The organism is Albidovulum litorale (assembly GCF_025751495.1).
In the GTDB taxonomy this organism is placed as follows: Bacteria; Pseudomonadota; Alphaproteobacteria; order Rhodobacterales; family Rhodobacteraceae; genus Albidovulum; species Albidovulum litorale.
Map to the genome: position 1 here is coordinate 115742 of NZ_JAOWKZ010000003.1, position 21657 is coordinate 137398.

The following is a 21657-nucleotide window of genomic DNA, read 5'->3' on the forward strand; positions in this document are numbered from 1 at the left end:
GGGGCTCGGATTGTCATCCGGTGACAGCAAGCTGAAGATCAAGCCGCTGCCATAGGCGCGCCCCGCAACCTTTCCGCCATCCGTCCCAACGCCGCAACGAGCGCCTTGCGGGTTTCCGCGATACGCGGAACATCAGCCAGATCAGCGTGGCTCGCCACCCAGACGTCGACGCTGATATCGGGGATAAGGCCGGTCACTTCCTCTAACCGGGCATCCTCATGACCGAGGAAATACGGCAGTGGTGTCATGCCCTGCCCTGCCGCCGCCATTTCCCGAAGGACCGGAAAACTGTCGGCACAAGCGACAATGCTGGCCGAGTCCAGTTTATCCGCCATCCAGCGCCCAATGAGCGAGCGTGAAAGTGGGCCGCAAATACTCAACCAATCCGCGGTTCCACAGTCCCTCCGACGAAAAACACCGAATCCCAGCTTTGCCCCGATCTCACCAATCAGATCGTCGGCAAGCTTGTCGGTCGGGCGCACGGTGATATCCGCATGGGTCCGCGCCAGATCGAGGTGCGTGTTTGTGCAAAGGAGTTCGATCCGCAGTTCCGGCGATGTCTTGCGCAGTTCGGAGACAACCGGCGGCAGCACGTACTGGCAAAACGTGTCGGTGGAGGTGACGCGCACATCACCGGTCAATGGCGCACGCACACCCTCAAGCGAGCGGGCGACCGATTGCACGGCCCGGTCAACCTCGCGCGCGGCTTCGATCACCCTTTTATGCGCGCTGGTGACCACATATCCCCGCGCTGTCTTGTCAAATATCTCTACGCCGGACGCCTCCTCATAGGCTGCGATACGCCTGAGCACTGTCGCGTGATTCACGCCTAAACGCCGTGCCGCCGCATTGACGGATCCTTCTTCCGCGACCGCGAGGACAAACCGTAAATCGTCCCAATTCTCCCTCATGCCGCGATCCTCACGCCATTGTTATCGGTCCAAATCGCGCTTTGGGCTCAGGTACCATAGCTTCTGCGCCCAAAATCGGGGGAAATCCCCCACTTGTGCAATTTCTCACGTATACCATGCAGGATTTGCGGATGGTAATGAAAATAGGCACATGTACTCTACCCAAATCCTCAACAGGGAGTTGTTTGATGAAGAAGATTCTTGCCGGTCTGGCGCTCGCCACCATTGCCATCACCGGAGTTGCTTCCGCTCAGGATTCACCTTTTGCGCTGCAGATCGGCGCGCGCAAAGGCGTGATGGATTATCGCCAGTTGCAGTTGATAACACTCGGCCAGATGGCCAAGGGCGAGGTCGAGTACAATGCTGAAGCGGCGCAGAAGGCAGCGGACAATGTCGTCGCGTCTGCGATGCTCGACCAGTCCATGCTTTGGCCGCAGGGATCGGACAGTGACTCCAACATCGAATCCCGTGCCATGGCTTCGATCTGGGCCGAAGGGTCGGATATCGGTGCTAAGGGCAAGGCCTTTGCCGAGGCGGCGATGGCCATGCAGGCCGCGGCAGGCGTAGATTTGGCCAGCCTGCAGGCGGCGATGGGTCCGCTGGGCGAGACCTGCGTCGCCTGTCACAAGGACTATCGCGCGCCCGCGAACTGATAGGGTATTTCTACAGGAAAAGACCTCAGGGGGCGGGATTCCCGCCCCCTTTTCAAGGAACATCATGCGCCGCATCCTTCGCCTTTTTCTCGTGGTCGCGATCGTCGGGCTGGGTGTCACCTATCTGGTCGTCCGGCCAAGGACACTTCCCGCCGACACGCTTTCCAGGCTCACTGGCGATGCCGGGCGCGGTGAACTGGTGTTCTGGGCGGGTGGATGCGCCTCGTGCCATGCCGATGCGAAGGCGACGGGCGATGACAAGCTTGTCCTGAAAGGGGGGCAGAGCTTTCCCTCTCCCTTCGGCACCTTCATCGCACCGAATATCTCGAACGACCCTATCGCCGGGATCGGCGCATGGAACGAGCTGGATCTGGCCAATGCAATGATCCGTGGCGTGTCGCCCGAAGGGCAGCACTACTACCCGGTCTTTCCCTATGCGAGTTATGCGAAGGCCGATCTGCAGGATGTGGTCGACCTGCGCGCCTTTCTCGCCACCCTGCCCGCCGATCCGACCCCGAGCGGCGCGCATGAGGTGGGGTTTCCCTTCAATATCCGCCTCAGCCTTGGTGGCTGGAAGCTCCTGTTCCTGAAGGATGGCTGGGTCGTCGATGGCGACTTGACCGAGGAAGAACAGCGCGGCCGCTATCTGGCGGAGGCGCTCGGCCATTGCGGTGAATGCCATACGCCGAGAAATGCGCTGGGCGGAATGGAGAGCGCGCGCTGGCTCGCAGGCGGGCCAGTCCCTGCGGGGCGTGGAAACTTCCCCAATATCACTCCTGCAAAGCTGGACTGGTCAAAGGCCGATATCGTCGAATATCTCACCTCGGGATTCACACCGGATTTTGACAGCGTCGGCGGCCACATGGCTTTGGTGGTGGAAAACACTGCCCGCCTGCCCGAAGCAGACCGGGCCGCCATCGCCGCATATCTGAAGCGTGTTCCCGCGTCGGAATGACCTGCTAATTCACGATCCGTTAACCCATTCAGGCTCATGATCGTCCTATGAGCCAATGGTACCGGCGGGGGCGGTATCCGGCGGCCGGTATCGCGGGACACTGCCATGAAAACCGCTTCGTACTGCCTCGTTCCCCTCCTCGTCCCCCTTACGGTTACTGCGCCCTGCAACGCAGACCCGATCACCCAACCCACTGCGCCTCCGGTTGCGAGGTTGCAGTTGACCGATGACCTCTATGGCCAGCCGCATCCGCAACCTGAACCGCGTATCCGGTTGCCGGAGCCGGGAGACCTGATTCCCGATGCCATCAGCAGCGGAATCGGTTTTCTGTTGAGTGACAGGGTATCAACCGAGGCCAATCTCAAGGGCGGCAGCGCAGCGGGCCCGCGCCTTAACCTGTCGATCGGGTTCAACTTCTGAAACGGATATCCACCACTAACTCCGTCTGGAACTGTGCAGTTCGGGCTACAGCGACCAAATAACTGGCACCTCATGGTAAGGAACACTTGTGGCTGCCTCGAGAACCGGCGAATGGCTGCGGCAAGTAGTAATTTACCGGGGGCTAATATCATGAATGCAGATCAACTTTCCAAAGCTTTCGCCGGGCTTGTTCTTGCGGTGGCGGTGCCTTCCTCTGTTGCTGCGCAATCCGCTCCGAATATCAATGTCACCGGTGAAATTGAAGTTGAGGTCCTTCACAGTGACGGGTCCGACGAAACGTTCCTCTTCGGTGACATTGATCTGAGCTTCGGCCCCGCCGCCGGTGCGGGCGGGCTCGGCTTTGATCTCGGCGTTCTCGCAATCGACAGCGATGGAATTGGCTCCGAATCGGCGATTTTCGCGGCGGCCACCTACACGACCAGCTATGGCAAGTTCAGCTTCGGTGTGCCGCGCAACGCAGCGAGTGCGTTCAGCCGCATGCCGGACCTCGGCGGCATAAAACTGGTGTCGCTCCAACAGGACGCGTTCACCGGCGGGGTCGTCGAATTGATGTACTTGACGAATGACGACGTCCCGGTTGGTCTGCGGTATGACGCGGATTACGGCGCGATCAAAGCGGCGACATCGTATCACCGCCTGTCCGACTCGGAGGCGACCGTCTTTGACTTGGCCGCCAGCTTTGAGATGGGCAAGTTCTTCACCAACGGCTCGGTGGAAATCGTGAAACCGCAGGGCACCTCGTCACAATCGGCCGTGCATGCCGAAATCGGTGCGAGCACGGACCTCTACGAGGCGGGGATTGGCTACACGATCGGCAGCAATGTCATTCCCGATGCGTTCATGGCCTGGGCGACCTACCGGCCGGTTCAGAAGCTCGACATTTCGGCAACCGTCCTCGACATCGACGGTACCGACGCGCTTTATGGTCTGAGTGGCACATACGCGTTCTGGAACTCGGCCTATGTGCAGGCGGGTGTCGCCGACAGCAGCGGCATCGATGCTGTCTGGGACCTGTCGCTCGGCTACAAGTTCTGAATCTGAATGGGGCGGGTCATCAGCCCGCCCTTTGTTCACGCCCGGCCAAGACGCTCCAACCGCGCCGCGCGCAGCCGCGCGAAGTCGTCGCCAGCATGATAGGATGACCGGGTCAGCGGCGTGGCAGACACCATCAGGAAGCCCTTGCCATAAGCGGCCTTCTCATAGCCCTTGAATTCCTCAGGCGTCACGAACCGGTCAACTCGGTGGTGCTTCGGCGTCGGTTGCAGATACTGACCGATGGTCAGAAAGTCGATATCTGCGGCGCGCATGTCGTCCATCACCTGACGCACCTCCTGCGCATTCTCGCCCAGCCCCACCATGATGCCGGACTTGGTGAACATTGCCGGGTCCAGATCCTTCACCCGCTGCAAAAGCCGGAGCGAGTGGAAATACCGCGCGCCGGGTCGGACCGAAGGGTAAAGACCGGGCACGGTTTCCAGGTTGTGGTTGAAGACGTCCGGTCGGGCTTCGACAACCTTTTCAAGTGCTTCAGGGCGACACTTGAGAAAGTCCGGGGTCAGGATCTCGATTGTCGTTTCCGGCGAACGATGCCGCACCGCCCTGATCGTCTGGGCAAAATGCTCAGCCCCGCCATCTTCCAGATCGTCGCGGTCGACCGAGGTGATGACGACATGGTTCAGGCCCAGCGTCTCAACCGCATGGGCAACCCGGCCCGGTTCGAACACGTCAAGCGCATCGGGGCGGCCCGTGGCGATGTTGCAGAACGAACAGCCGCGTGTGCAGATCTCACCCATGATCATCATGGTCGCGTGACCGGCCGACCAGCATTCGCCGACATTCGGGCAGCCGGCCTCTTCGCAGACCGTCACGAGCTTGTTCGTGCGCAGGATATCTCGCGTCTGCTTGTAACCAGCAGAGGTCGGGGCCTTGACCCTGATCCAGTCGGGCTTTTTCGGCTGCGCCTGATCCGCCCGGTGGGCTTTTTCAGGATGACGCTGGTCCGGAATTCTGAGGTCGCGCACGAATTATTCCCCCTAACTGGCGGTCGTGTCGGAGATATGCCTTTTTTCAGTGAAACACAATGAAACTGCGCGCATGGCTGGTTTGTGCGCAATTGGAGGATACTTGGCTTCTACACTCGTCGCCGAGGTAGTCGGTACGTTCATCCTGGTATTTTCGGCGGTGGATCGGCGGTTCTGATGGGCGAACATGTCGGGACGCTCGGGATATCGCTGGCATTTGGCCTGTCGATTGTCGCCGCCGCCTACGGGATCGGGCCGATTTCGAGCGCTCATCTGAACCCGGCAGTGTCCTTTGGTATGATGGCCGCCGGACGCATGAGTGGTCACGATGCGGCGATCTACTCCATCGCTCAGGTCGCCGGGGCAACGCTGGCCGCAGCTGTGATCCTGATCATCGCGTCCGGTCGGGCCGACTATTCGCTGGCCACGAATGGTCTGGGCCAGAACGACTATGGTGCGGGATACCTGGGTGAGTATTCGATGGGCGCCGCGTTCCTGTTCGAAACGGTCGCGACTTTCCGCTTTATCACCGTCATTCTGGGTGTGACGCAGAACGGCGCGCCCACCACCCTCGCCGGGTTGGCAATCTGTCTGACACTGGCGGGCATTCACCGCTTCTTGGGGGTATTCTGGCCGGTTTTGCCCACAGTCTGGGCGTGACGAGCGCACAGGTACAATAGGATCGTCGGGGTTGCTAAACTCCCGCTCTGCGCGCGGCATTCATCAATGCCGCGCCTGCTTCTGCCAGAATTTCCGCAAGCCGGGCGAACCAGCCTTCGCCATCGCTGGTCACGCGGCGCACCAGGACGATGCGCCTTGAGGGTTCAGGTTCCGCAAAGCGACGCAAGGCGATACCCGGCACGGCAGCCGATTCTGTCGCGACCGCGATTTCTGGCAGAAAGGTCAGCCCGACCCCCTGCCCCACAAGCCCGCAAAGCGTCGACAGCGAGGCGGCCCCAAGGTCGAGACGCAGACGCTTGCGGTCGAGGCCGCAGACTTCCAGCGCCTGATCAGCAAGGCAGTGGCCTTCATCCAGCAGAAGCAATTGATCCGGATCGAGCGTGGCCGGTCTTAGCGCTTCCATACCGGCAGAGGCCGCTGATATCCGACGTTCACTGCCCGCAAGCAGGAATCTGTCCTCGAACAGGGACGTCGCCGACAGGTCAGAACCATAGGCTAAATCCGCCACCACCACGGCATCCAGCCGCCCGGAATGCAGGTCGGCCATCAGGTCATCGGTGCGGGCCTCGCGAATTCTGAGATCACGGGTCAGGTCGTCGGCACGAAGGTTTGGCAAGGCGCGCGGCAACAGATACGGGGCAACGGTCGGAATGACGCCGAGGTTGAGCCGCCCGGTCAGGGCCTTCCGCCGCGCTGCGGCCTCCAGCTCACTGATTTCGGCCAAAATCCGCCGCGCCCGAGTTTCCAACTCCCGCCCTTCGCGCGTCAGATGCAGACCCCTTGGAAGTCGCTCAACGAGCGCAACATTAAGTGCGGCCTCTAACTCTCTAATCTGCATAGACAATGCAGGTTGCGAAATGTGGACCTTTTCGGCCGCGCCACCAAAACTGCGCGCGTCGGCAAGTGCGAGGAAGTAGCTCAGTTGCCGCAATGTAATCGACATAAGAAATCCTTATTGCAACACGAAGAAATTCCGATTTTTAATTATTACAAACACAGCCCATAGTCACGCTGCAAATCCCGATCCCGTCGGAAAGGCACAGGGCCCAAATCCGGGCTTCGACCGCCTTCGGGATCAAACATCAAACCCATTGGAGGACACATGGACGGCGACATCAAATGCCCGGTGCATCACACCGTTGCGGGCGGTAGATCGAACAAAGACTGGTGGCCGAACCAGCTTAACCTGAAGATCCTTCATCAGCATTCCGCGAAGTCGAATCCGATGGGGGCCGATTTTGACTATGCCGAGGCCTTCAAGTCGCTCGACCTCGACGCATTGAAGCAGGACCTCTACGCCCTGATGACCGAGAGTCAGGACTGGTGGCCCGCAGATTACGGCCATTACGGGCCGCTTTTTATCCGTATGGCCTGGCACAGTGCCGGGACCTATCGTACCGGCGACGGACGTGGCGGCGGCGGCACCGGCGCGCAGCGTTTCGCGCCCCTCAACAGCTGGCCGGATAACGGCAACCTCGACAAGGCCCGGCGCCTGCTCTGGCCGGTCAAGAAGAAGTACGGCAACAAGATTTCCTGGGCCGACCTGATGATCCTCGCCGGAAACTGCGCGCTCGAATCCATGGGATTCAAGACTTTCGGTTTCGGCGGCGGCCGGGCCGATATCTGGGAGCCGGAAGAGGATATCTATTGGGGCAACGAGGACACCTGGCTTGGCGACAAGCGGTATTCCGGTGAGCGCGACCTCGAAAACCCGCTGGCCGCCGTTCAGATGGGCCTGATTTACGTGAACCCGGAAGGGCCGAACGGCAATCCCGACCCGGTCGCTTCGGGTCACGACGTCCGCGAAACCTTTGGCCGCATGGCGATGAACGACGAGGAAACCGTGGCGCTCGTCGCGGGTGGTCACACCTTCGGCAAGGCTCATGGCAACGGTCCGGCCGATGCCGTCGGACCCGAACCTGAAGCCGCCCCGATCGAGGCGATGGGCTTTGGCTGGCTGTCATCGCATGGCTCAGGCAAGGGCTATGACACGATCACCAGCGGCATCGAGGGGGCGTGGAAACCCAATCCGACCAAGTGGGACATGGGATATTTCAAGGTTCTCTTCAAATATGAGTGGGAACTGACGAAGAGCCCGGCCGGCGCCAATATCTGGCTCGCTAAGGACGTGGCCGAAGAGGACATGGTCGTTGACGCCCATGACCCGTCCAAGAAGCACCGTCCGATGATGACGACGGCCGACATGTCGCTGCGCCTGGACCCGGCCTACGAAAAAATCTCGCGCCGGTTCCTCGCCAATCCCGACGAATTCGCCGACGCCTTCGCCCGCGCCTGGTTCAAGCTGACCCACCGCGACATGGGGCCGAAGGCGCTTTATCTTGGCAAGGAGGTTCCGGCCGAAGACCTGATCTGGCAGGACCCGGTTCCGGCGGTCGACCACCCGCTGGTCAACGCCTCCGATATCGCTGATCTCAAGGCGAAGGTTCTTGGCTCAGGCCTTTCGGTGTCGGAACTGGTCGCGACGGCATGGGCCTCGGCCTCCACCTTCCGGGGTTCGGACAAGCGTGGTGGCGCCAACGGTGCCCGTATCCGTCTTGCACCGCAGAAGGACTGGGACGTCAACGACCCTGCACAACTCGCCAAGGTCATTGGTGTTCTGGAAGGTATCCGTTCGGCGTTTAACGGATCTGCCTCGGGTGGCCGCAAGATCTCGCTTGCCGACCTGATCGTGCTGGCAGGCGCCGCCGCCGTGGAGCAGGCTGCGAAAGCGGCGGGTCACAACGTCGAGGTTCCGTTCACCCCCGGGCGGACGGACGCATCGCAGGAGCAGACCGATGTCGAGTCCTTCGATGTGCTCGAACCGAAAGCAGACGGGTTCCGCAACTACATGCAGGGCAAATACACCGTCCCGGCCGAACAGATGCTGATCGACCGTGCCCAGCTTCTGACGCTGACCGCTCCAGAAATGGCGGTTCTGGTCGGCGGCCTACGGGTCCTTGGCGCCAATAGCGGCGGCAGCAAGCATGGCGTCCTGACCGATCGTGCGGGCAAGCTGACGAACGACTTCTTCGTCAACCTTCTCGACATGGGTACAAAGTGGAGCGCCGCCGGTGACGGCGTATACGAAGGCCGCGATCTTGCCTCCGGCGCGGTGAAGTGGACCGGCACCCGTGCCGATCTGGTCTTCGGATCGAACTCGCAGCTTCGCGCCATCGCCGAAGTCTACGCTCAGGATGACAACGAAGGGGCGTTTGTCGGCGACTTCGTCAAGGCCTGGACCAAGGTGATGAATGCCGACCGGTTCGATCTGAACTGATCGGCGGGCCATCTGACACAAGGAAAGCGCCCCGGATACCGGGGCGCTTTTCTTTTCAACCGATCATCGGAGATTGCCCACCATAGGTTTCGTCATAGTGGCGCTTGAGCCGTTGAAGCGCGATGCGCAGGACGATCTTGCCAGATCGGGCCGACCAGCCCATCCGCTTTTCCGCCGCCTCCAGCCCTTCAAGAAAACAGCAGCAGCGCAGAACCATATCGCCAAGCCCCGGGCCAAGGTCGCGCAGGGCTGCGGCCACCCGATCCCGCGCCTGACCCGAGCCGCCTCCAACACCGCCCGAGAAGGCGCCCCTGTCACCCGCCGTCAGAAACCTATCCCAGTTCTGGGCGACCCTCGGTCCCATCTGCGCGAGTTCAAAATCTTCGCGCAGTCTTTCACCCGCCGCGACCAGTTCCGGGCTGAGAAAGGGATTGCCGTCCTTTTCCTTGCGGCGCGCCAGCACCGTCAGCGGGCTTTCGGCGAGGTTGTAGCGGACACGTCGTTGGTTCTCGGCCCCCGGATCGGCGACGTTGCGTTCTTCCCAGTCGCGGTGTTGTTCCGCAAAAGGGCTTTGCGCTTCGGCGAAACCGGGATTGCGCGTCGCCTGATCCTGCGCGAGCAACCGTTTCAGCATCGCGCGCCCTGCCCCGGTGATCTCGTAGGTCGTCACCCGGCCGGTTTTTTGCACGGCGATCCAATCGTTCAGGGCAAATGCCTGTGCGACAGTCCGGTCCACCACGCCCGTCCTGACAGTACCTTTCAGCACCACCGCCTTTTCCATCTCGGTCGAAACCGCCAGAACGGCGCCGATTTCACATAACCTCCGTAGGATACGGCGGGCTTCCCGATGCAATGCAGCTTCATCGGGGACGTGACACTGGGTCGACCGGACCGGTGCACTCATATGGCAGGCTCCTTCCTGTTTTTGACATGCTGTTTCCGTCTTTCGTGCCCGTTCGGACCAGCTGGGCGGGACATAGAGCCGCCCAAACCGGTTCAGTGCCTCATCAATCAGCGGATCGTCGCGGCGGTTTTCGAACGCCCGGACTTTTCTGAGCACAGTCGAGGCATGGCAACCCTCGAACCGCGCAAGTGCGCGGAGCGACAGCCCCTCTTCGACATGGCGCAGGTAAAGACGCGCATTTTCTGGCAGCCAGCCAGGCAATGCTGCTGGCGGTTGGGCCATAACCGTCATTCAATCCCCCGAATTTCCTACAGCTATTTACGCTGCATTAACCACAATAAATTCAACCGACGGTTGCTTTCGTTACCTGATCGTTAAAGCCGAGCACGATCCCGAGAATTGTTGATAAATAATAAATTTCTCTGAAAGATACGGACGCTGCCCGGCGACAATCCGCAACACCGGGATTTCCTGTTTCATTCTCCGGTTGTCTTCAACATGGAGGAAACAGATGTCCGATCTTCTGTCTATGGTTCAGGAACTGCACCGCCCCCGTCTTTTGATCCGTGCTGCGCGGGCTGGGTTGGCCGAATACAACCGGAACCGTGACCTGAAGCGGCTTATGCGGGCCAGCACAGCCCCGACCCCGGACAGGGCTTTGCCCATATTGATGGAGGAGGAAGAGCGGATCGAGGCGACGCGACTGGAAGGTGACGCGAGCTATTCCTTTATCCGCCACATCGAGGTTCTGATTGCGATGATGGCCGAGGTCCGCCTGCTCAGGTCCTGTGCGTAACTAGGACCTGTCCGCCAATTAAAAGGGCCGCCCGATCCGGGGCGGCCCTGTGTCTTTCGATACCGGTTTGCGCCGATCACATGAAGGCGTCGGGCATCGAGGCCTTTTTCTTCGCCACGTATTCGTTCAGCGCCTCTTCGATCGCGGGATCGATTGCAGGCTTCTGGTAGTCGTTAAGAAGCTTCGTGACGCGCGCCTTGGCGAGCGCGACCGTGTCGCGCGCGCCTTCTTCGTCCCAGGTTTCGAACGGCTTGTAATCCAGAAGTTCGGTCCGCCAGAAGGCTTGCTTGAAATTCGCCTGCGTATGGGCGCAGCCCAGATAGTGACCGCCCGGGCCAACTTCACGGATTGCATCCATTGCCTGCCCGGTCTCGGACATATCGATGCCTTTGGCAATATGATGCAGCACGCCAAGCTGATCCGCATCCATGACAAACTTCTCGAAGGACGAAACAAGACCGCCCTCCAACCAGCCGCAGGAATGAAGCATGAAGTTCACACCGGCCAGCAGACCCATGTTGAGCGAGTTCGACGTCTCGTAGGCCGCCTGGGCGTCCGGAAGCTTAGAACCGCAGAACGACCCGGCCGAGCGGTAGGGCAGCCCCATGCGGCGGGCAAGCTGGCCGGCGCCATAGGTGATATGCGCTGCTTCCGGCGTGCCAAAAGTCGGCGCACCCGAGTTCATGTCGATCGAGGTCACGAAAGCACCGAAGATCACCGGCGCGCCCTGACGGATGAGCTGGCTGTAGGCGACGCCAGCCAGAACCTCGGCCATGACCTGCGTCAGCGTGCCCGCGACCGTCACCGGCGCCATTGCGCCGCCGACAATGAAGGGCGAGATGATCGCGGCCTGATTGGCCTTCGCATAGACCTCAAGCGCGCCCATCATGATCCCGTCAAAGGTCATCGGCGAGTTGATGTTGATGAGCGAGGTCATGACCGTGTTCTGGTCGACAAAGTCGGACCCAAAGAGGATCTTCGACATCTCGACCGAATCCTCGGCCCGGACCGGCTCCGTCACCGAACCCATATAGGGCTTGTCGCTGAGAGTCATGTGCGCGAGCAGCATGTCGAGGTGGCGCTTGTTCACCGGCACATCGGTCGGCTCGCAAACCGTGCCGCCCGAATGGTGCAACCACTTCGACATGTAGCCGAGCTTCACGAACTTCTGGAAGTCGTCGAGCGTCGCATAGCGGCGGCCGCCATCGGCATCGCGCACGAAGGGAGGGCCATAGACCGGCGCGAGAACAAGCCCCTTGCCACCGACGGTGACGTTACGCTCAGGGTTCCGGGCGTGCTGGACATAAGACGAAGGCGCGGTTTTGCAGAGCTGACGGGCAAGACCCTTCGGGATGCGGACGCGTTCGCCGGTGACGTCGGCGCCAGCATCCTTCCAGCGCTTCAGCGCTTCGGGGTTTTCGACGAAGTTGACGCCGACCTCTTCGAGAATCGTTTCGGCATTGGCCTCGATGATCTCCAGCGCCTCGTCGTTTAGAATCTCGAGGTTCGGGATGTTGCGTTCGATGAACTTCGCGCATTCAATACGCACAGCCGTCCGTTCCGCCCGCCGCGCAGCACCGCCGCCACCCCGTGCCCGCCGGCCTTCCGCAACTTCACTCATGTCCTCGAGTCTCCTGACAAGTCGGTTTCGGCCACCTTGTACTCGGATTGCCCTTTTCACGAACGCGGGATGCGTCGTTTCGCGGGCGAAAACGACATTTGACGGTACCGTAAGCGACAATCGGACCAGAGGTCGCGCCCTGACGGTCAGGCGGCGCGGGCCAAACAGTCGGGCGCGAAGGGTTCCACCGTCACAGCCTCGCCGTCAAAGGTACAGAAGCTGCCGGGTGGCACTGCTTCCCAGCATTCACCGGTCTCCAGCGGTTCGGACACAACCGCGCGGCCGATCCGGGTTTCGGACCAGCGATGGTAGAGCGTGGGTGCCTTGTCGTCGGTCGCATAGCGCGCGGCGTAAAGCCGTTTTCCGTCAGAAAAAGCCACGGTCATGCGGACATGCGGGCCGGTTCCTTTCTCACGCGAAAGAGCCTCCAGCCGACCCGTCGCACGTTCCAGTGCCCCCTTGGCATCATCATCCAGCCCTTCTCCTAGCGCGATGAGGAACAAGGCCTCGCTGTCCGTTGCGCCTTTCCGGTGCGCATAAAGGTGATCGGGGATCAGCATCTCGGCGTCGCGGCGAAGGCCATCATAACCACCGATCTGGCCGTTATGCATGAATGACCAGCGCCCGACCGCGAAGGGATGGCAATTGTTGCGGCTGGTCGCCGTTCCGGTCGAGGCGCGGACATGGGCGAGGAAAAGATGCGACTTCACCTGAGCGGTCAGTGAGCGCAGGTTCGGGTCCGACCATGCAGGAAGGATGTCGCGGAAGAGCCCCGGCTCCTCGCGTTCACCGTACCACGCGAGGCCAAACCCGTCGGCATTGATCGCCGACTTGCATTCCGACGCGCATTGACTCTGGTGGATCAGCGAATGCCCCGGGCGGCTGACGATATCCTCAAGAAAGATCGGAGTGCCGGTATAGGCTGCCCATCTGCACATATTCTTGCCTCTGCTCGCGGGCGGGTTGCCGAAATCCTCCACCTTTGCGGAAGTATGGCGCGCACCTCGTTGATTTGGGCTTAATTTAGCGCGGCGGATGGCAAATATCGACATATTTCATGTGTCGCGGTTTCAGCGTCGAGCTGCATTACGCAGCGGGCGGCTCCGACGCCTTCGACACTACCGTGTCGCCAATCCTGATCCGACCGGGCCGGATCACTTCAGCATACCAGCCGCCATGGCCGCGCATGGCGTTGTAGCCGCCTTGCCCCAATGCCTTCTCCATCCGAGAGCATGGCGGGCACGGGCCGGTAAGGGCGATCTCGACCCCGCCAATTACCAGTCGGGAATGGCGAAGCGCCGTCAGGTTGATCCCCTCAACCACGATATTGCGGCGCAAAAGGTCCGGTGTGACATGATCACGTCGGCAAAGCGCCGCGATCACCGGCAAATGCTCGGCCTGAATGAGCGTAAGCGCCCGCCTGCCAGCGCGGGCATGGTCGCCTACCAGCCCCTCCTCGGTCAATTCGGCTTCTTTTACAGCGACCAGTTCAGCCAGCCGCGCGGCGCGAACCCCGATCCACGTCACCCGCCCTGCCCCGGCATGGGTCGCCAGCAGCCGGGCAAGGGCGGCCATCAGGCTTCCTCGACCACCATCAGGTCGCGTTCTGACGCGCCCTTCGCATGGGCAAGTGCTGCCTGATATTCCGCGCTGTTATAGCACTCGACAGCCGCCTCCAGCGACGGAAAGCGCGCCACGACATTACGCGGCCGGTCATTGCCCTCAAGCTGCACATACCGACCGCCACGGGCCAGAAATACCCCGCCATGTTTGGCGATCGCCGGACCGGCTGCGGCGGCATATTTTCCATAGGCCTCGGCGTCCGTCACTTTCACATGCGCAATCCACAGCGCAGATTTGGCTTCGCTCATTTTACCCCTCCGATCACCGCCTCGGCGGCCTTGACCGCATCGTCGGCCTTAGACGCATCCGCACCACCGGCCTGCGCCATGTCCGGCCGTCCCCCGCCCCCTTTGCCGCCAAGCGCCTCAGCCGCCGCCTTGACGATGTCGACGGCCGAAAGCCGCGCGGTCAGGTCGGCGGTGACACCCGCAGCGACCGCCGCCTTGCCACCGGTATCGGCCACGACCAGCACCGCGCCGGAGCCGACGCGCGATTTCAGTTCATCGACCAGCGCTGGCAGGTCCTTGCCCGAGACGCCCGAGACAACTTGCGGCAGGAACCTGATGCCATTGACCTCTCGGTCTGCGGCCGCACCCGCAGCCCCGCCACCCATCGCCAGCTCGCGGCGCAGTTGCGCGACTTCGTTTGCCAGCGCCTTTCGTTCGTCCATCAGCGCTTTCACCCGCGCCGGAACATCAGCTGCCTGTGCCTTAAGCGCCAGCGCCACTTCGGCCAGCCGGAGATCCTGCGCGCGCAGATAGTCGAGTGCTGCCTGCCCGGTCAGTGCCTCGATCCGACGCACCCCAGCGGACGAAGCGCTGTCACCAAGTGTGACGAAGGCGCCGATATCGCCGGTGCGCTTCACATGCGTGCCGCCGCACAGTTCCAGCGAATAGGTTGACCCATCCGCGCCCTTGCCCGACCCGGCCTCATGGCCCATCGAGACCACGCGCACCTCATCACCGTATTTCTCACCGAAGAGCGCCTGCGCGCCGATGGCGCGCGCATCATCGGGTGTCATGATCCGGGTTTCGACGGGCGCATTCTGCCGAATGAACGTGTTCACCTCGGCTTCGACCCCTGCAAGTTCCTCTAGGCTCAGCGCCTTGGAATGGCTGAAATCGAAGCGCAGCCGGTCCTCGGCATTCAGTGAGCCGCGCTGCGCGACATGACTGCCAAGCGCCTTGCGCAGCGCCTCATGCAGAAGGTGGGTTGCGGAATGGTTGGCGCGGATCGCGGTGCGGCGGGCATGGGCTACTTCCAGCTTCGCAGGCTGGCCACGCGCGATCTCGCCCTCGGTCACCTCGGCGATATGGATGAAGACACCGGCCGATTTCTTCGTATCGGTCACGGTCGCCATGCCCGTATCGGTGCGAATCAGACCGCTATCCCCGACCTGACCGCCGCTTTCGGCATAGAACGGCGTCTGATTGACGACGATCTGAACCTTGGTGCCCGTTGCGGCTGCTCCGGATTCCTTGCCATCTGCAACCAGAGCAAGAATCTGGCCCTCTGCAGTTTCCGTATCATAACCGAGGAACTCGGTACCCCCATGCTTTTCAGCGAGGTCGTACCAGATCGTCGCGTCCTGGGTTTCACCTGAACCGGCCCAGGCGGCGCGGGCCTTGGCTTTCTGTTCCTGCATCGCGTGGTCGAAGCCCTCGACATCGACGGTGCGGCCTTTTTCACGCAAAGCGTCCTGCGTGAGGTCGAGCGGAAAGCCATAGGTATCATAAAGCTTGAACGCCGCCGCACCGGGCAGCGGCTGGCCCTCCCTCAACTTGCCGAGTTCGTCGTCCAGCAGCCGCAGACCCCGGTCCAGCGTCTGCTTAAACCGCGTCTCTTCCAGCTTCAGCGTTTCCTCGATCAGTGCCTGCGCACGGGTCAGTTCGGGATAGGCCGCGCCCATCTGACGAACCAGCGCGGGAACCAGCCGGTGCATGAGCGGGTCCTGAGCACCAAGCAGATGAGCATGCCGCATCGCGCGCCGCATGATCCGGCGTAGCACATAACCGCGCCCTTCATTCGAGGGCATCACCCCGTCGGCAATCAGGAACGAAGTCGACCGCAGATGGTCCGCGATCACCCGGTGATGCACCTTGCCCGGCCCGTCGGGATCGGAGGAGGTGCCATGGGCTGAGGCCTCGATGAGGCTGCGCATCAGGTCAGTGTCATAGTTGTCGTGCTTGCCCTGCAAGAGCGCGCCGATCCGCTCCAGCCCCATGCCGGTATCGATCGACTGCATGTCGAGCGCGCGCATCGAGCCGTCCTCGAACTGCTCGTTCTGCATGAAGACGAGGTTCCAGATCTCGATGAAACGGTCGCCGTCCTCCTCGGCCGAGCCGGGAGGACCGCCCCAGATATGGTCGCCGTGATCGTAGAAGATCTCGGTGCAGGGGCCGCAAGGGCCGGTCGGTCCCATGCGCCAGAAATTGTCGTCCGTCGGAATGCGGATGATCCGGTCGTCGGAAATCCCCGCAACCTTCTTCCAGATCCCCGCAGCCTCGTCATCGGTGTGATAGACCGTGACCAGAAGTTTGTCCTTGTTCAGCCCGAAATCCTTGGTCAGCAACTCCCAGGCAAAGGGGATCGCCTCATTCTTGAAATAATCGCCGAAGCTGAAATTCCCCAGCATTTCAAAGAACGTATGGTGCCGCGCGGTATAGCCGACATTGTCGAGGTCGTTGTGCTTGCCGCCCGCCCGCACACATTTCTGGCTGGTCGAGGCGCGCACATAGTCCCGCGTCTCTACCCCGGTGAAGAGGTTCTTGAACTGCACCATGCCCGAGTTGGTGAACATCAGGGTCGGGTCGTTCCGGGGCACCAGCGGCGAGCTGTCGACGATCCGGTGATCGTTGCGCCGAAAATAGTCGAGGAAGGTGGAGCGGATATCGTTCAGGCTGGGCATCGGACAGGCCTCATGGGGCGGAAGGGATCAGCCTTGGCGTGTTAGCCCGTGTCAGCCCCCATGTCCATATTCCTGCGGTGCAGCATCGCGCTCAGGTCAGGTGCAGAAAAACCTTTGAAACGATCTGCCAGCGGCCCTCATTCTGAAGCATCGTCAGCGTATCGCGGAAATTGAGACCGGCCCAGACATCGTGAACCCGTACGATCGCCGTATCTCCGGCAATCGCAATAGACTCGATCTTATAGGGCGGGACCGGCGTCTCGGCACCGATCGCCTCGGTTTTGCAGGCCGCGATGAACTCTTCGACACTCGCCCATTCGAGTTCACCATCGAAATGCCCGATTGAGCTGGCTTTCGGATGAAAGGCGCGACGAAGCAATACCGCATCCCCCCGCGCAATTCCCGTCACATAGTCCTCAACAACCGCGGCTATGGCTTCGCATGCCCCCATCTGGCCCCCCAACAAAAAAAACGGCACGAACAACCCTGTCCGCGCCGTTATGATACCGTCAATGTGCCACAGGGCAACTTTTCGGGGTCAGGCTTCCATCACCTCGTCGCTCGGACCTTCATCGTCCGACGATCCGAAATCGAGGCCATGGCTTGCCCGGATCTTGTCCTCGATCTGCCAGGCGATATCGGGATTGTCCTTCAGAAACTGCTTGGCGTTCTCCCGGCCTTGACCGATGCGTTCGTCACCATAGGAATACCAGGCGCCTGACTTCTCCACGACGCCGGCCTTGACCCCAAGGTCGATCAACTCGCCGGTCTTGGAGATGCCTTCGCCGTACATGATGTCAAACTCGACCTGCTTGAAGGGCGGTGCGACCTTGTTCTTCACGACCTTCACGCGGGTCGTGTTACCCACAACCTCGTCCCGGTCCTTGATCGAACCGATGCGGCGGATATCGAGACGAACAGACGCGTAGAATTTCAGGGCATTACCACCCGTCGTGGTTTCCGGGGATCCGAACATCACGCCGATCTTCATGCGGATCTGATTGATGAAGATCACCATGCAGTTCGAACGGCTGATCGAAGAGGTCAGCTTGCGCATCGCCTGGCTCATCAGGCGGGCATGAACGCCCACGCTCGAATCGCCCATATCGCCTTCAAGTTCGGATTTCGGAGTCAGTGCCGCGACACTATCGACAACGACAAGACTGACCGCGCCCGACCTTACCAGCGTATCGACAATCTCCAGCGCCTGTTCGCCAGTATCGGGCTGCGAAATAAGCAGCTCATCAAGGTTCACGCCAAGCTTCTTGGCATATTGCGGGTCAAGCGCGTGCTCAGCGTCGACGAACGCGCAAACCCCGCCTTTTTTCTGTTCTTCGGCCACAGCATGAAGGGTCAGAGTGGTTTTCCCTGAGCTTTCCGGCCCGTAAATCTCGATCACCCTGCCCTTAGGCAAGCCGCCGATGCCCAAAGCAATGTCGAGGCCGAGCGAGCCGGTCGAGGTCGACTCGATCTCCATCACCGGATTGTCGGCACCCAGCTTCATGATGGAGCCCTTGCCGAACTGCCGCTCGATCTGCGCCAATGCGCTGTCCAACGCCTTTTGTTTGTCCGCGCTGCGCTTGTCGTTCATGCTTAGAAGATCCGCTGTCGCCATGTTTTGCTTCCTTATTTCACACCCGAAAGGGCGCGGCAATCATTGCTCGTGTTCGCCTCTTGTTCTCATTCTTATGAGATCAAAACGCGAACAGATCAACCCAATTTTCCTAAAATCGACTTTTTCTTCTTCCGGTAAATCTTTAGTTAACGGGAACGTGTTTTCTCGTGCCGGACCCTGAAGGAGACGTAATGCTGGTTTTCTGGAAACAACGTCTGGTCTATCTCGCCACCCCGAAAACCGGATCGACGGCGATCGAGGCCGCGCTTGAACCGCTCGCCAGCGTGGTGATCCAGCGGCCGCCGGAACTGAAGCACACTTCGGCTTTCCGATACTGGAAGCATCTCGCCCCCTATCTCGGCCAGGCGGCGGACGAGGATTTCATGGTTGTCGCCGTGATGCGCGAACCGCTTGACTGGCTCGGCAGCTGGTACCGGTACCGGCAACGGCCGGGTAATCAAAACAAGGAAAACAGCACCCGGGATGTCAGTTTCGACACGTTCATTGAGGGTTATCTCAGCGACCCGCAGCCCAATTATGCCAATGTCGGCCGTCAGAGCCGGTTTCTGATTCCAGAACGCGGCCCGGGTGTCGACCGGATCTTTCGCTACGACGATATGCCGGGTTTCGTCAGCTTTCTCGAAGACAGGCTGGATTGCGAGATATCTCTGCCGCGCCTCAACGTCTCTCCCGAAGGGACGACCGACCTCGCGCCTGACCTCGAACGCCGGCTGCGAGAGGAATGCGCCCGCGATTTCGCGCTATACGAGACGTTGAAAACAGAACAAACCGCATGACCGACAAGGGGGAGCGCGCGACCGCAATCGCCACCTCCCCACCCTTTCATAACGGTTCGCGACAATTGGACATCAATGAATTTGCCCCTGAACCGTCGCCGTCAACTCACTTAGGGAAAACGGTTTGGGCAGAAAGACTGAATTCGGGATGCGTTCGCGGGTCTGTGTCAGGCTTTCCTCGGAATAGCCCGAGACGAAGACGACCCGAGTGTTTGGGCGGGCCTTCAGCGCTTCGCGCACCCAAGACGGGCCATCCATGCCGGGCATTATGACATCAGTGACGAATACGTCGACAGCCAGCGCTTCGTCTTCCAGGGCTTTCAGAGCATCTTCGGCGCTCTCCGCCTCAATGACCGTATAGCCCCTCAACCTAAGCGCCCGACTGGCAAAGGCGCGGACCGGGGCTTCGTCCTCCACCAGCAGGATCACACCTTCACCCGATTGCGTAACGCGGCGCGGCTGCGCGGCTGGAACCACCTTTTCCTCGACCTCGTCAGACGCTTCATGGGCCGGGAAGTAAAGCGAAAACGTCGTGCCCTGCCCCGGCACCGTGTCGCAAAAGATAAAGCCGCCAGTCTGCTTAATGATTCCATACGCGGTCGAAAGACCGAGCCCTGTGCCCTCACCCTGGCGTTTGGTCGTGTAAAACGGCTCGAATATCTTCGGTAGCTGTTCAGGTGCTATGCCGCAGCCCTGATCCGTAACACGAACAATCACATAGTTGCCGGGTTCAACGGTGGCCCGATCGCGGTGAAGGTCTTCCTTCAGTGTAACGGTTTCGGTTTCTATCTTTATCTCTCCCCCCTGCGGCATCGCATCGCGCGCGTTGACCACAAGGTTCATGATGACCTGTTCCAGCTGCCGCTTGTCAGCACGGATTGGCGCAAGATCCGAACCATGCATGAGTGTCAGCCGCACTTTCTCCCCGACCAGACGATTGAGAAGATGGGTCAAATCCGACAGCGTATCTCGCAGGTCTATTGTGGTCAGCTTCAGCGTCTGCTTGCGGGAAAACGCCAGTAGCTGGCCGACAAGGCTCGCGGCGCGATTGGCGTTCTGATTGATTTGAACGAGATCAGCATAGTCCGGATCGCTCTTGTCATGTCGCAGCAGGAGCAGGTCACAATGCCCCGAAATCGCGGTTAGAAGGTTATTAAAGTCATGTGCGACACCTCCCGCCAGCTGCCCGATTGCCTGCATCTTCTGACTTTGGACGAATTGTGCCTCAAGCGTCTTCAACTGGGTCGCGTCCGATAGGACGGCGACCAAAGCAGGGCTTCCATCTTCCAGAACACGTGTCAGGGTCACCTGCAGGAATGTATCCTGATCCGATCTGCGCACTTTAAGCACCTCGGGTCGCCTTTCACCTCGGCCAGCCAAAGCGTCAGACAGCCAGTCATCCACCGGTCTTCCCAGCCCTTCCACTATGGTCGCCAGCGGGGTCCCGGGTTCGACTTCACCAAGCAATGCACGCGCGGCGCGGTTGGTGTCGATAAGCTGTCCATCGTCATCCAGCCGCAACAAAGCGACCGGAAGGGTTTCGAAGGCGGTCGGATCTCCCGTCTGAACCGGAAAGCACGCCGCCGGAAGGAAATAGATCTCACGACGCCCACCACTGCCATCAACCGCCGCGACGAGCGCCCTGACCGGCCCATCTGCACCGACGATTTCATGCTCTTCGCCGGGTCGAACCGGCAAGTCCTTGAATATCGCTTCAAGTGTCTTGACCCGGTCACCGACAAGGCGCTTTAGCGCTTCGTTCATGAAAAGGATCATTCCTGTCTTGGATGCGGTGAGCATGGGCAGGCTGATCGTGTCGGCGCTGCGCCCGCCCGCACCACGATCCATCATATCCTCTAGCCGCCAGAGGAATCCGGTTTCCCCGATCCTGTGAACCGCAAGACGGACATGCCCCCTGCGGGTTACGACATCCTCGTGCGCGAAGCCGTTTGCCTCGGCACATCTCTGCAAACGATGCAGCACCGTCGCGGGGCTGGCGAACAGTTCCGACAGCGCGCGTGTCAGGGTCTGACCGTTCCGCCACCCGAACCTCTCCAACGCAGCCTGATTCTGGGTTCCGATTTCTCCGACCAGATCCGTGGTAAAACTCGGTGCAGCATCATGGGCAATGAACGCTGCCAGGTGTGACTGCAGGTCGTCATAGGCCCGCCGTTGCCCTTTCCGGAGCCAGACAATTAGGACCGCCATAACGGCAAAAGTCCCCGATACGCCGCAGACTACCAAAGCGAACATGCCTTCGGCAAAAGCATACGCGAACCCGGCGAAGAGCAGGGAGGTCAGCACAAGGTACTGGCTGTACACCGAAAATCGCACTGCCGTGCGCGTCATCGGATTCGGTGTGAGCGCCGGATTCGACACCAACCTGCCTCCATTCAGATTCTGGTGTTCCGCATTCCGACCGGAAATGCTTAATCGCTGATTAACTCAGGTCAA

The 21657-nt window shown here is 60.6% G+C and carries 20 protein-coding genes; 8 read left to right on the forward strand and 12 right to left on the reverse strand.

Going from position 1 to position 21657, the window contains the following annotated elements:
- Window positions 1–38: 38 nt before the first annotated feature.
- Window positions 39–911 carry a LysR family transcriptional regulator gene (locus OEZ71_RS11390; RefSeq protein WP_263740115.1) on the reverse strand — a complete coding sequence of 291 codons (873 nt, stop codon included), beginning with the start codon at window positions 909–911 and terminating at the stop codon, window positions 39–41.
- A 188-nt stretch (window positions 912–1099) separates the two neighbouring features.
- Between OEZ71_RS11390 and OEZ71_RS11395 the strand changes: the two genes are divergently transcribed.
- From OEZ71_RS11395 to OEZ71_RS11410, 4 genes are all read left to right on the forward strand, one after another.
- Complete coding sequence (locus OEZ71_RS11395) at window positions 1100–1564, forward strand: c-type cytochrome (RefSeq protein WP_263740116.1); 465 nt, start codon at window positions 1100–1102, stop codon at window positions 1562–1564.
- 64 nt (window positions 1565–1628) lie between these two features.
- On the forward strand, window positions 1629–2519 hold the full coding sequence (locus OEZ71_RS11400; RefSeq protein WP_263740117.1) for a c-type cytochrome: 891 nt from the start codon (window positions 1629–1631) through the stop codon (window positions 2517–2519).
- 219 nt (window positions 2520–2738) lie between these two features.
- Window positions 2739–2939 carry a hypothetical protein gene (locus tag OEZ71_RS11405; RefSeq protein WP_263740118.1) on the forward strand — a complete coding sequence of 67 codons (201 nt, stop codon included), beginning with the start codon at window positions 2739–2741 and terminating at the stop codon, window positions 2937–2939.
- Between the two features lie 150 nt (window positions 2940–3089).
- Window positions 3090–3995 carry a hypothetical protein gene (locus tag OEZ71_RS11410; RefSeq protein WP_263740119.1) on the forward strand — a complete coding sequence of 302 codons (906 nt, stop codon included), beginning with the start codon at window positions 3090–3092 and terminating at the stop codon, window positions 3993–3995.
- 35 nt (window positions 3996–4030) lie between these two features.
- Here the strand turns inward: OEZ71_RS11410 and lipA are convergent, their stop codons facing one another.
- Window positions 4031–4981: a lipoyl synthase gene (gene lipA / locus OEZ71_RS11415; protein WP_263740120.1), complete on the reverse strand. Its 951-nt coding sequence runs from the start codon at window positions 4979–4981 to the stop codon at window positions 4031–4033.
- A gap of 177 nt (window positions 4982–5158) precedes the next feature.
- Between lipA and OEZ71_RS11420 the strand changes: the two genes are divergently transcribed.
- A complete protein-coding gene (locus tag OEZ71_RS11420) occupies window positions 5159–5641 on the forward strand; it encodes an aquaporin (RefSeq protein ID WP_263740121.1) in 483 nt (160 codons plus the stop codon).
- Between the two features lie 34 nt (window positions 5642–5675).
- Here OEZ71_RS11420 and OEZ71_RS11425 read toward each other — a convergent pair whose 3' ends face one another.
- On the reverse strand, window positions 5676–6605 hold the full coding sequence (locus OEZ71_RS11425) for a hydrogen peroxide-inducible genes activator (protein WP_263740122.1): 930 nt from the start codon (window positions 6603–6605) through the stop codon (window positions 5676–5678).
- 159 nt (window positions 6606–6764) lie between these two features.
- Here OEZ71_RS11425 and katG point away from each other — a divergent pair, with 159 nt between their 5' ends.
- Window positions 6765–8939: a catalase/peroxidase HPI gene (gene katG, locus OEZ71_RS11430; RefSeq protein ID WP_263740123.1), complete on the forward strand. Its 2175-nt coding sequence runs from the start codon at window positions 6765–6767 to the stop codon at window positions 8937–8939.
- A gap of 55 nt (window positions 8940–8994) precedes the next feature.
- Here katG and OEZ71_RS11435 read toward each other — a convergent pair whose 3' ends face one another.
- Complete coding sequence (locus OEZ71_RS11435) at window positions 8995–10134, reverse strand: DUF6456 domain-containing protein (RefSeq protein WP_263740124.1); 1140 nt, start codon at window positions 10132–10134, stop codon at window positions 8995–8997.
- A gap of 220 nt (window positions 10135–10354) precedes the next feature.
- Between OEZ71_RS11435 and OEZ71_RS11440 the strand changes: the two genes are divergently transcribed.
- Window positions 10355–10639 carry a DUF6477 family protein gene (locus OEZ71_RS11440; protein ID WP_263740125.1) on the forward strand — a complete coding sequence of 95 codons (285 nt, stop codon included), beginning with the start codon at window positions 10355–10357 and terminating at the stop codon, window positions 10637–10639.
- Between the two features lie 76 nt (window positions 10640–10715).
- Here OEZ71_RS11440 and OEZ71_RS11445 read toward each other — a convergent pair whose 3' ends face one another.
- The 7 genes from OEZ71_RS11445 to recA all read right to left on the reverse strand — a co-directional run bounded on the left by OEZ71_RS11445 (window position 10716) and on the right by recA (window position 18406).
- On the reverse strand, window positions 10716–12260 hold the full coding sequence (locus tag OEZ71_RS11445; protein WP_263740126.1) for a trimethylamine methyltransferase family protein: 1545 nt from the start codon (window positions 12258–12260) through the stop codon (window positions 10716–10718).
- Between the two features lie 146 nt (window positions 12261–12406).
- Entirely contained in the window at window positions 12407–13198 is a 792-nt protein-coding gene (locus OEZ71_RS11450; RefSeq protein WP_263740127.1) for a class II glutamine amidotransferase, read from the reverse strand.
- A gap of 148 nt (window positions 13199–13346) precedes the next feature.
- Window positions 13347–13835, reverse strand: a complete 489-nt coding sequence (locus tag OEZ71_RS11455) for an MOSC domain-containing protein (protein WP_263740128.1) — start codon at window positions 13833–13835, stop codon at window positions 13347–13349.
- Window positions 13835–14131, reverse strand: a complete 297-nt coding sequence (locus OEZ71_RS11460; RefSeq protein WP_263740129.1) for a DUF1330 domain-containing protein — start codon at window positions 14129–14131, stop codon at window positions 13835–13837. The genes OEZ71_RS11455 and OEZ71_RS11460 overlap by 1 nt, the downstream gene beginning before the upstream one ends.
- The gene (gene alaS, locus OEZ71_RS11465) at window positions 14128–16791 is read right to left on the reverse strand and encodes an alanine--tRNA ligase (protein WP_263740130.1); all 2664 of its coding nucleotides are present in this window, start codon (window positions 16789–16791) and stop codon (window positions 14128–14130) included. The genes OEZ71_RS11460 and alaS overlap by 4 nt, the downstream gene beginning before the upstream one ends.
- Before the next feature lie 91 nt (window positions 16792–16882).
- Complete coding sequence (locus OEZ71_RS11470) at window positions 16883–17242, reverse strand: nuclear transport factor 2 family protein (protein WP_263740131.1); 360 nt, start codon at window positions 17240–17242, stop codon at window positions 16883–16885.
- A gap of 87 nt (window positions 17243–17329) precedes the next feature.
- Window positions 17330–18406 carry a recombinase RecA gene (gene recA / locus OEZ71_RS11475; RefSeq protein ID WP_263740132.1) on the reverse strand — a complete coding sequence of 359 codons (1077 nt, stop codon included), beginning with the start codon at window positions 18404–18406 and terminating at the stop codon, window positions 17330–17332.
- A 191-nt stretch (window positions 18407–18597) separates the two neighbouring features.
- Here recA and OEZ71_RS11480 point away from each other — a divergent pair, with 191 nt between their 5' ends.
- Window positions 18598–19203 carry a sulfotransferase family protein gene (locus OEZ71_RS11480; protein WP_263740133.1) on the forward strand — a complete coding sequence of 202 codons (606 nt, stop codon included), beginning with the start codon at window positions 18598–18600 and terminating at the stop codon, window positions 19201–19203.
- 72 nt (window positions 19204–19275) lie between these two features.
- Here the strand turns inward: OEZ71_RS11480 and OEZ71_RS11485 are convergent, their stop codons facing one another.
- Window positions 19276–21552, reverse strand: coding sequence for an ATP-binding response regulator (locus tag OEZ71_RS11485; protein ID WP_263740134.1), 2277 nt, complete (start codon window positions 21550–21552; stop codon window positions 19276–19278).
- Window positions 21553–21657: the final 105 nt, after the last annotated feature.

Bases quoted from the DNA above. Each gene is read 5' to 3' on its own strand.
- OEZ71_RS11420 (WP_263740121.1), top strand. From the start codon at position 5,159: ATGGGCGAACATGTCGGGACGCTCGGGATATCGCTGGCATTTGGCCTG.
- recA (WP_263740132.1), bottom strand. From the start codon at position 18,406: ATGGCGACAGCGGATCTTCTAAGCATGAACGACAAGCGCAGCGCGGAC.
- alaS (WP_263740130.1), bottom strand. From the start codon at position 16,791: ATGCCCAGCCTGAACGATATCCGCTCCACCTTCCTCGACTATTTTCGG.
- OEZ71_RS11400 (WP_263740117.1), top strand. From the start codon at position 1,629: ATGCGCCGCATCCTTCGCCTTTTTCTCGTGGTCGCGATCGTCGGGCTG.
- OEZ71_RS11480 (WP_263740133.1), top strand. From the start codon at position 18,598: ATGCTGGTTTTCTGGAAACAACGTCTGGTCTATCTCGCCACCCCGAAA.
- OEZ71_RS11440 (WP_263740125.1), top strand. From the start codon at position 10,355: ATGTCCGATCTTCTGTCTATGGTTCAGGAACTGCACCGCCCCCGTCTT.
- OEZ71_RS11410 (WP_263740119.1), top strand. From the start codon at position 3,090: ATGAATGCAGATCAACTTTCCAAAGCTTTCGCCGGGCTTGTTCTTGCG.
- OEZ71_RS11470 (WP_263740131.1), bottom strand. From the start codon at position 17,242: ATGGGGGCATGCGAAGCCATAGCCGCGGTTGTTGAGGACTATGTGACG.
- OEZ71_RS11390 (WP_263740115.1), bottom strand. From the start codon at position 911: ATGAGGGAGAATTGGGACGATTTACGGTTTGTCCTCGCGGTCGCGGAA.
- OEZ71_RS11445 (WP_263740126.1), bottom strand. From the start codon at position 12,260: ATGAGTGAAGTTGCGGAAGGCCGGCGGGCACGGGGTGGCGGCGGTGCT.
- OEZ71_RS11455 (WP_263740128.1), bottom strand. From the start codon at position 13,835: ATGGCCGCCCTTGCCCGGCTGCTGGCGACCCATGCCGGGGCAGGGCGG.
- OEZ71_RS11460 (WP_263740129.1), bottom strand. From the start codon at position 14,131: ATGAGCGAAGCCAAATCTGCGCTGTGGATTGCGCATGTGAAAGTGACG.
- OEZ71_RS11485 (WP_263740134.1), bottom strand. From the start codon at position 21,552: ATGACGCGCACGGCAGTGCGATTTTCGGTGTACAGCCAGTACCTTGTG.
- OEZ71_RS11450 (WP_263740127.1), bottom strand. From the start codon at position 13,198: ATGTGCAGATGGGCAGCCTATACCGGCACTCCGATCTTTCTTGAGGAT.
- OEZ71_RS11425 (WP_263740122.1), bottom strand. From the start codon at position 6,605: ATGTCGATTACATTGCGGCAACTGAGCTACTTCCTCGCACTTGCCGAC.
- katG (WP_263740123.1), top strand. From the start codon at position 6,765: ATGGACGGCGACATCAAATGCCCGGTGCATCACACCGTTGCGGGCGGT.
- OEZ71_RS11395 (WP_263740116.1), top strand. From the start codon at position 1,100: ATGAAGAAGATTCTTGCCGGTCTGGCGCTCGCCACCATTGCCATCACC.
- OEZ71_RS11435 (WP_263740124.1), bottom strand. From the start codon at position 10,134: ATGACGGTTATGGCCCAACCGCCAGCAGCATTGCCTGGCTGGCTGCCA.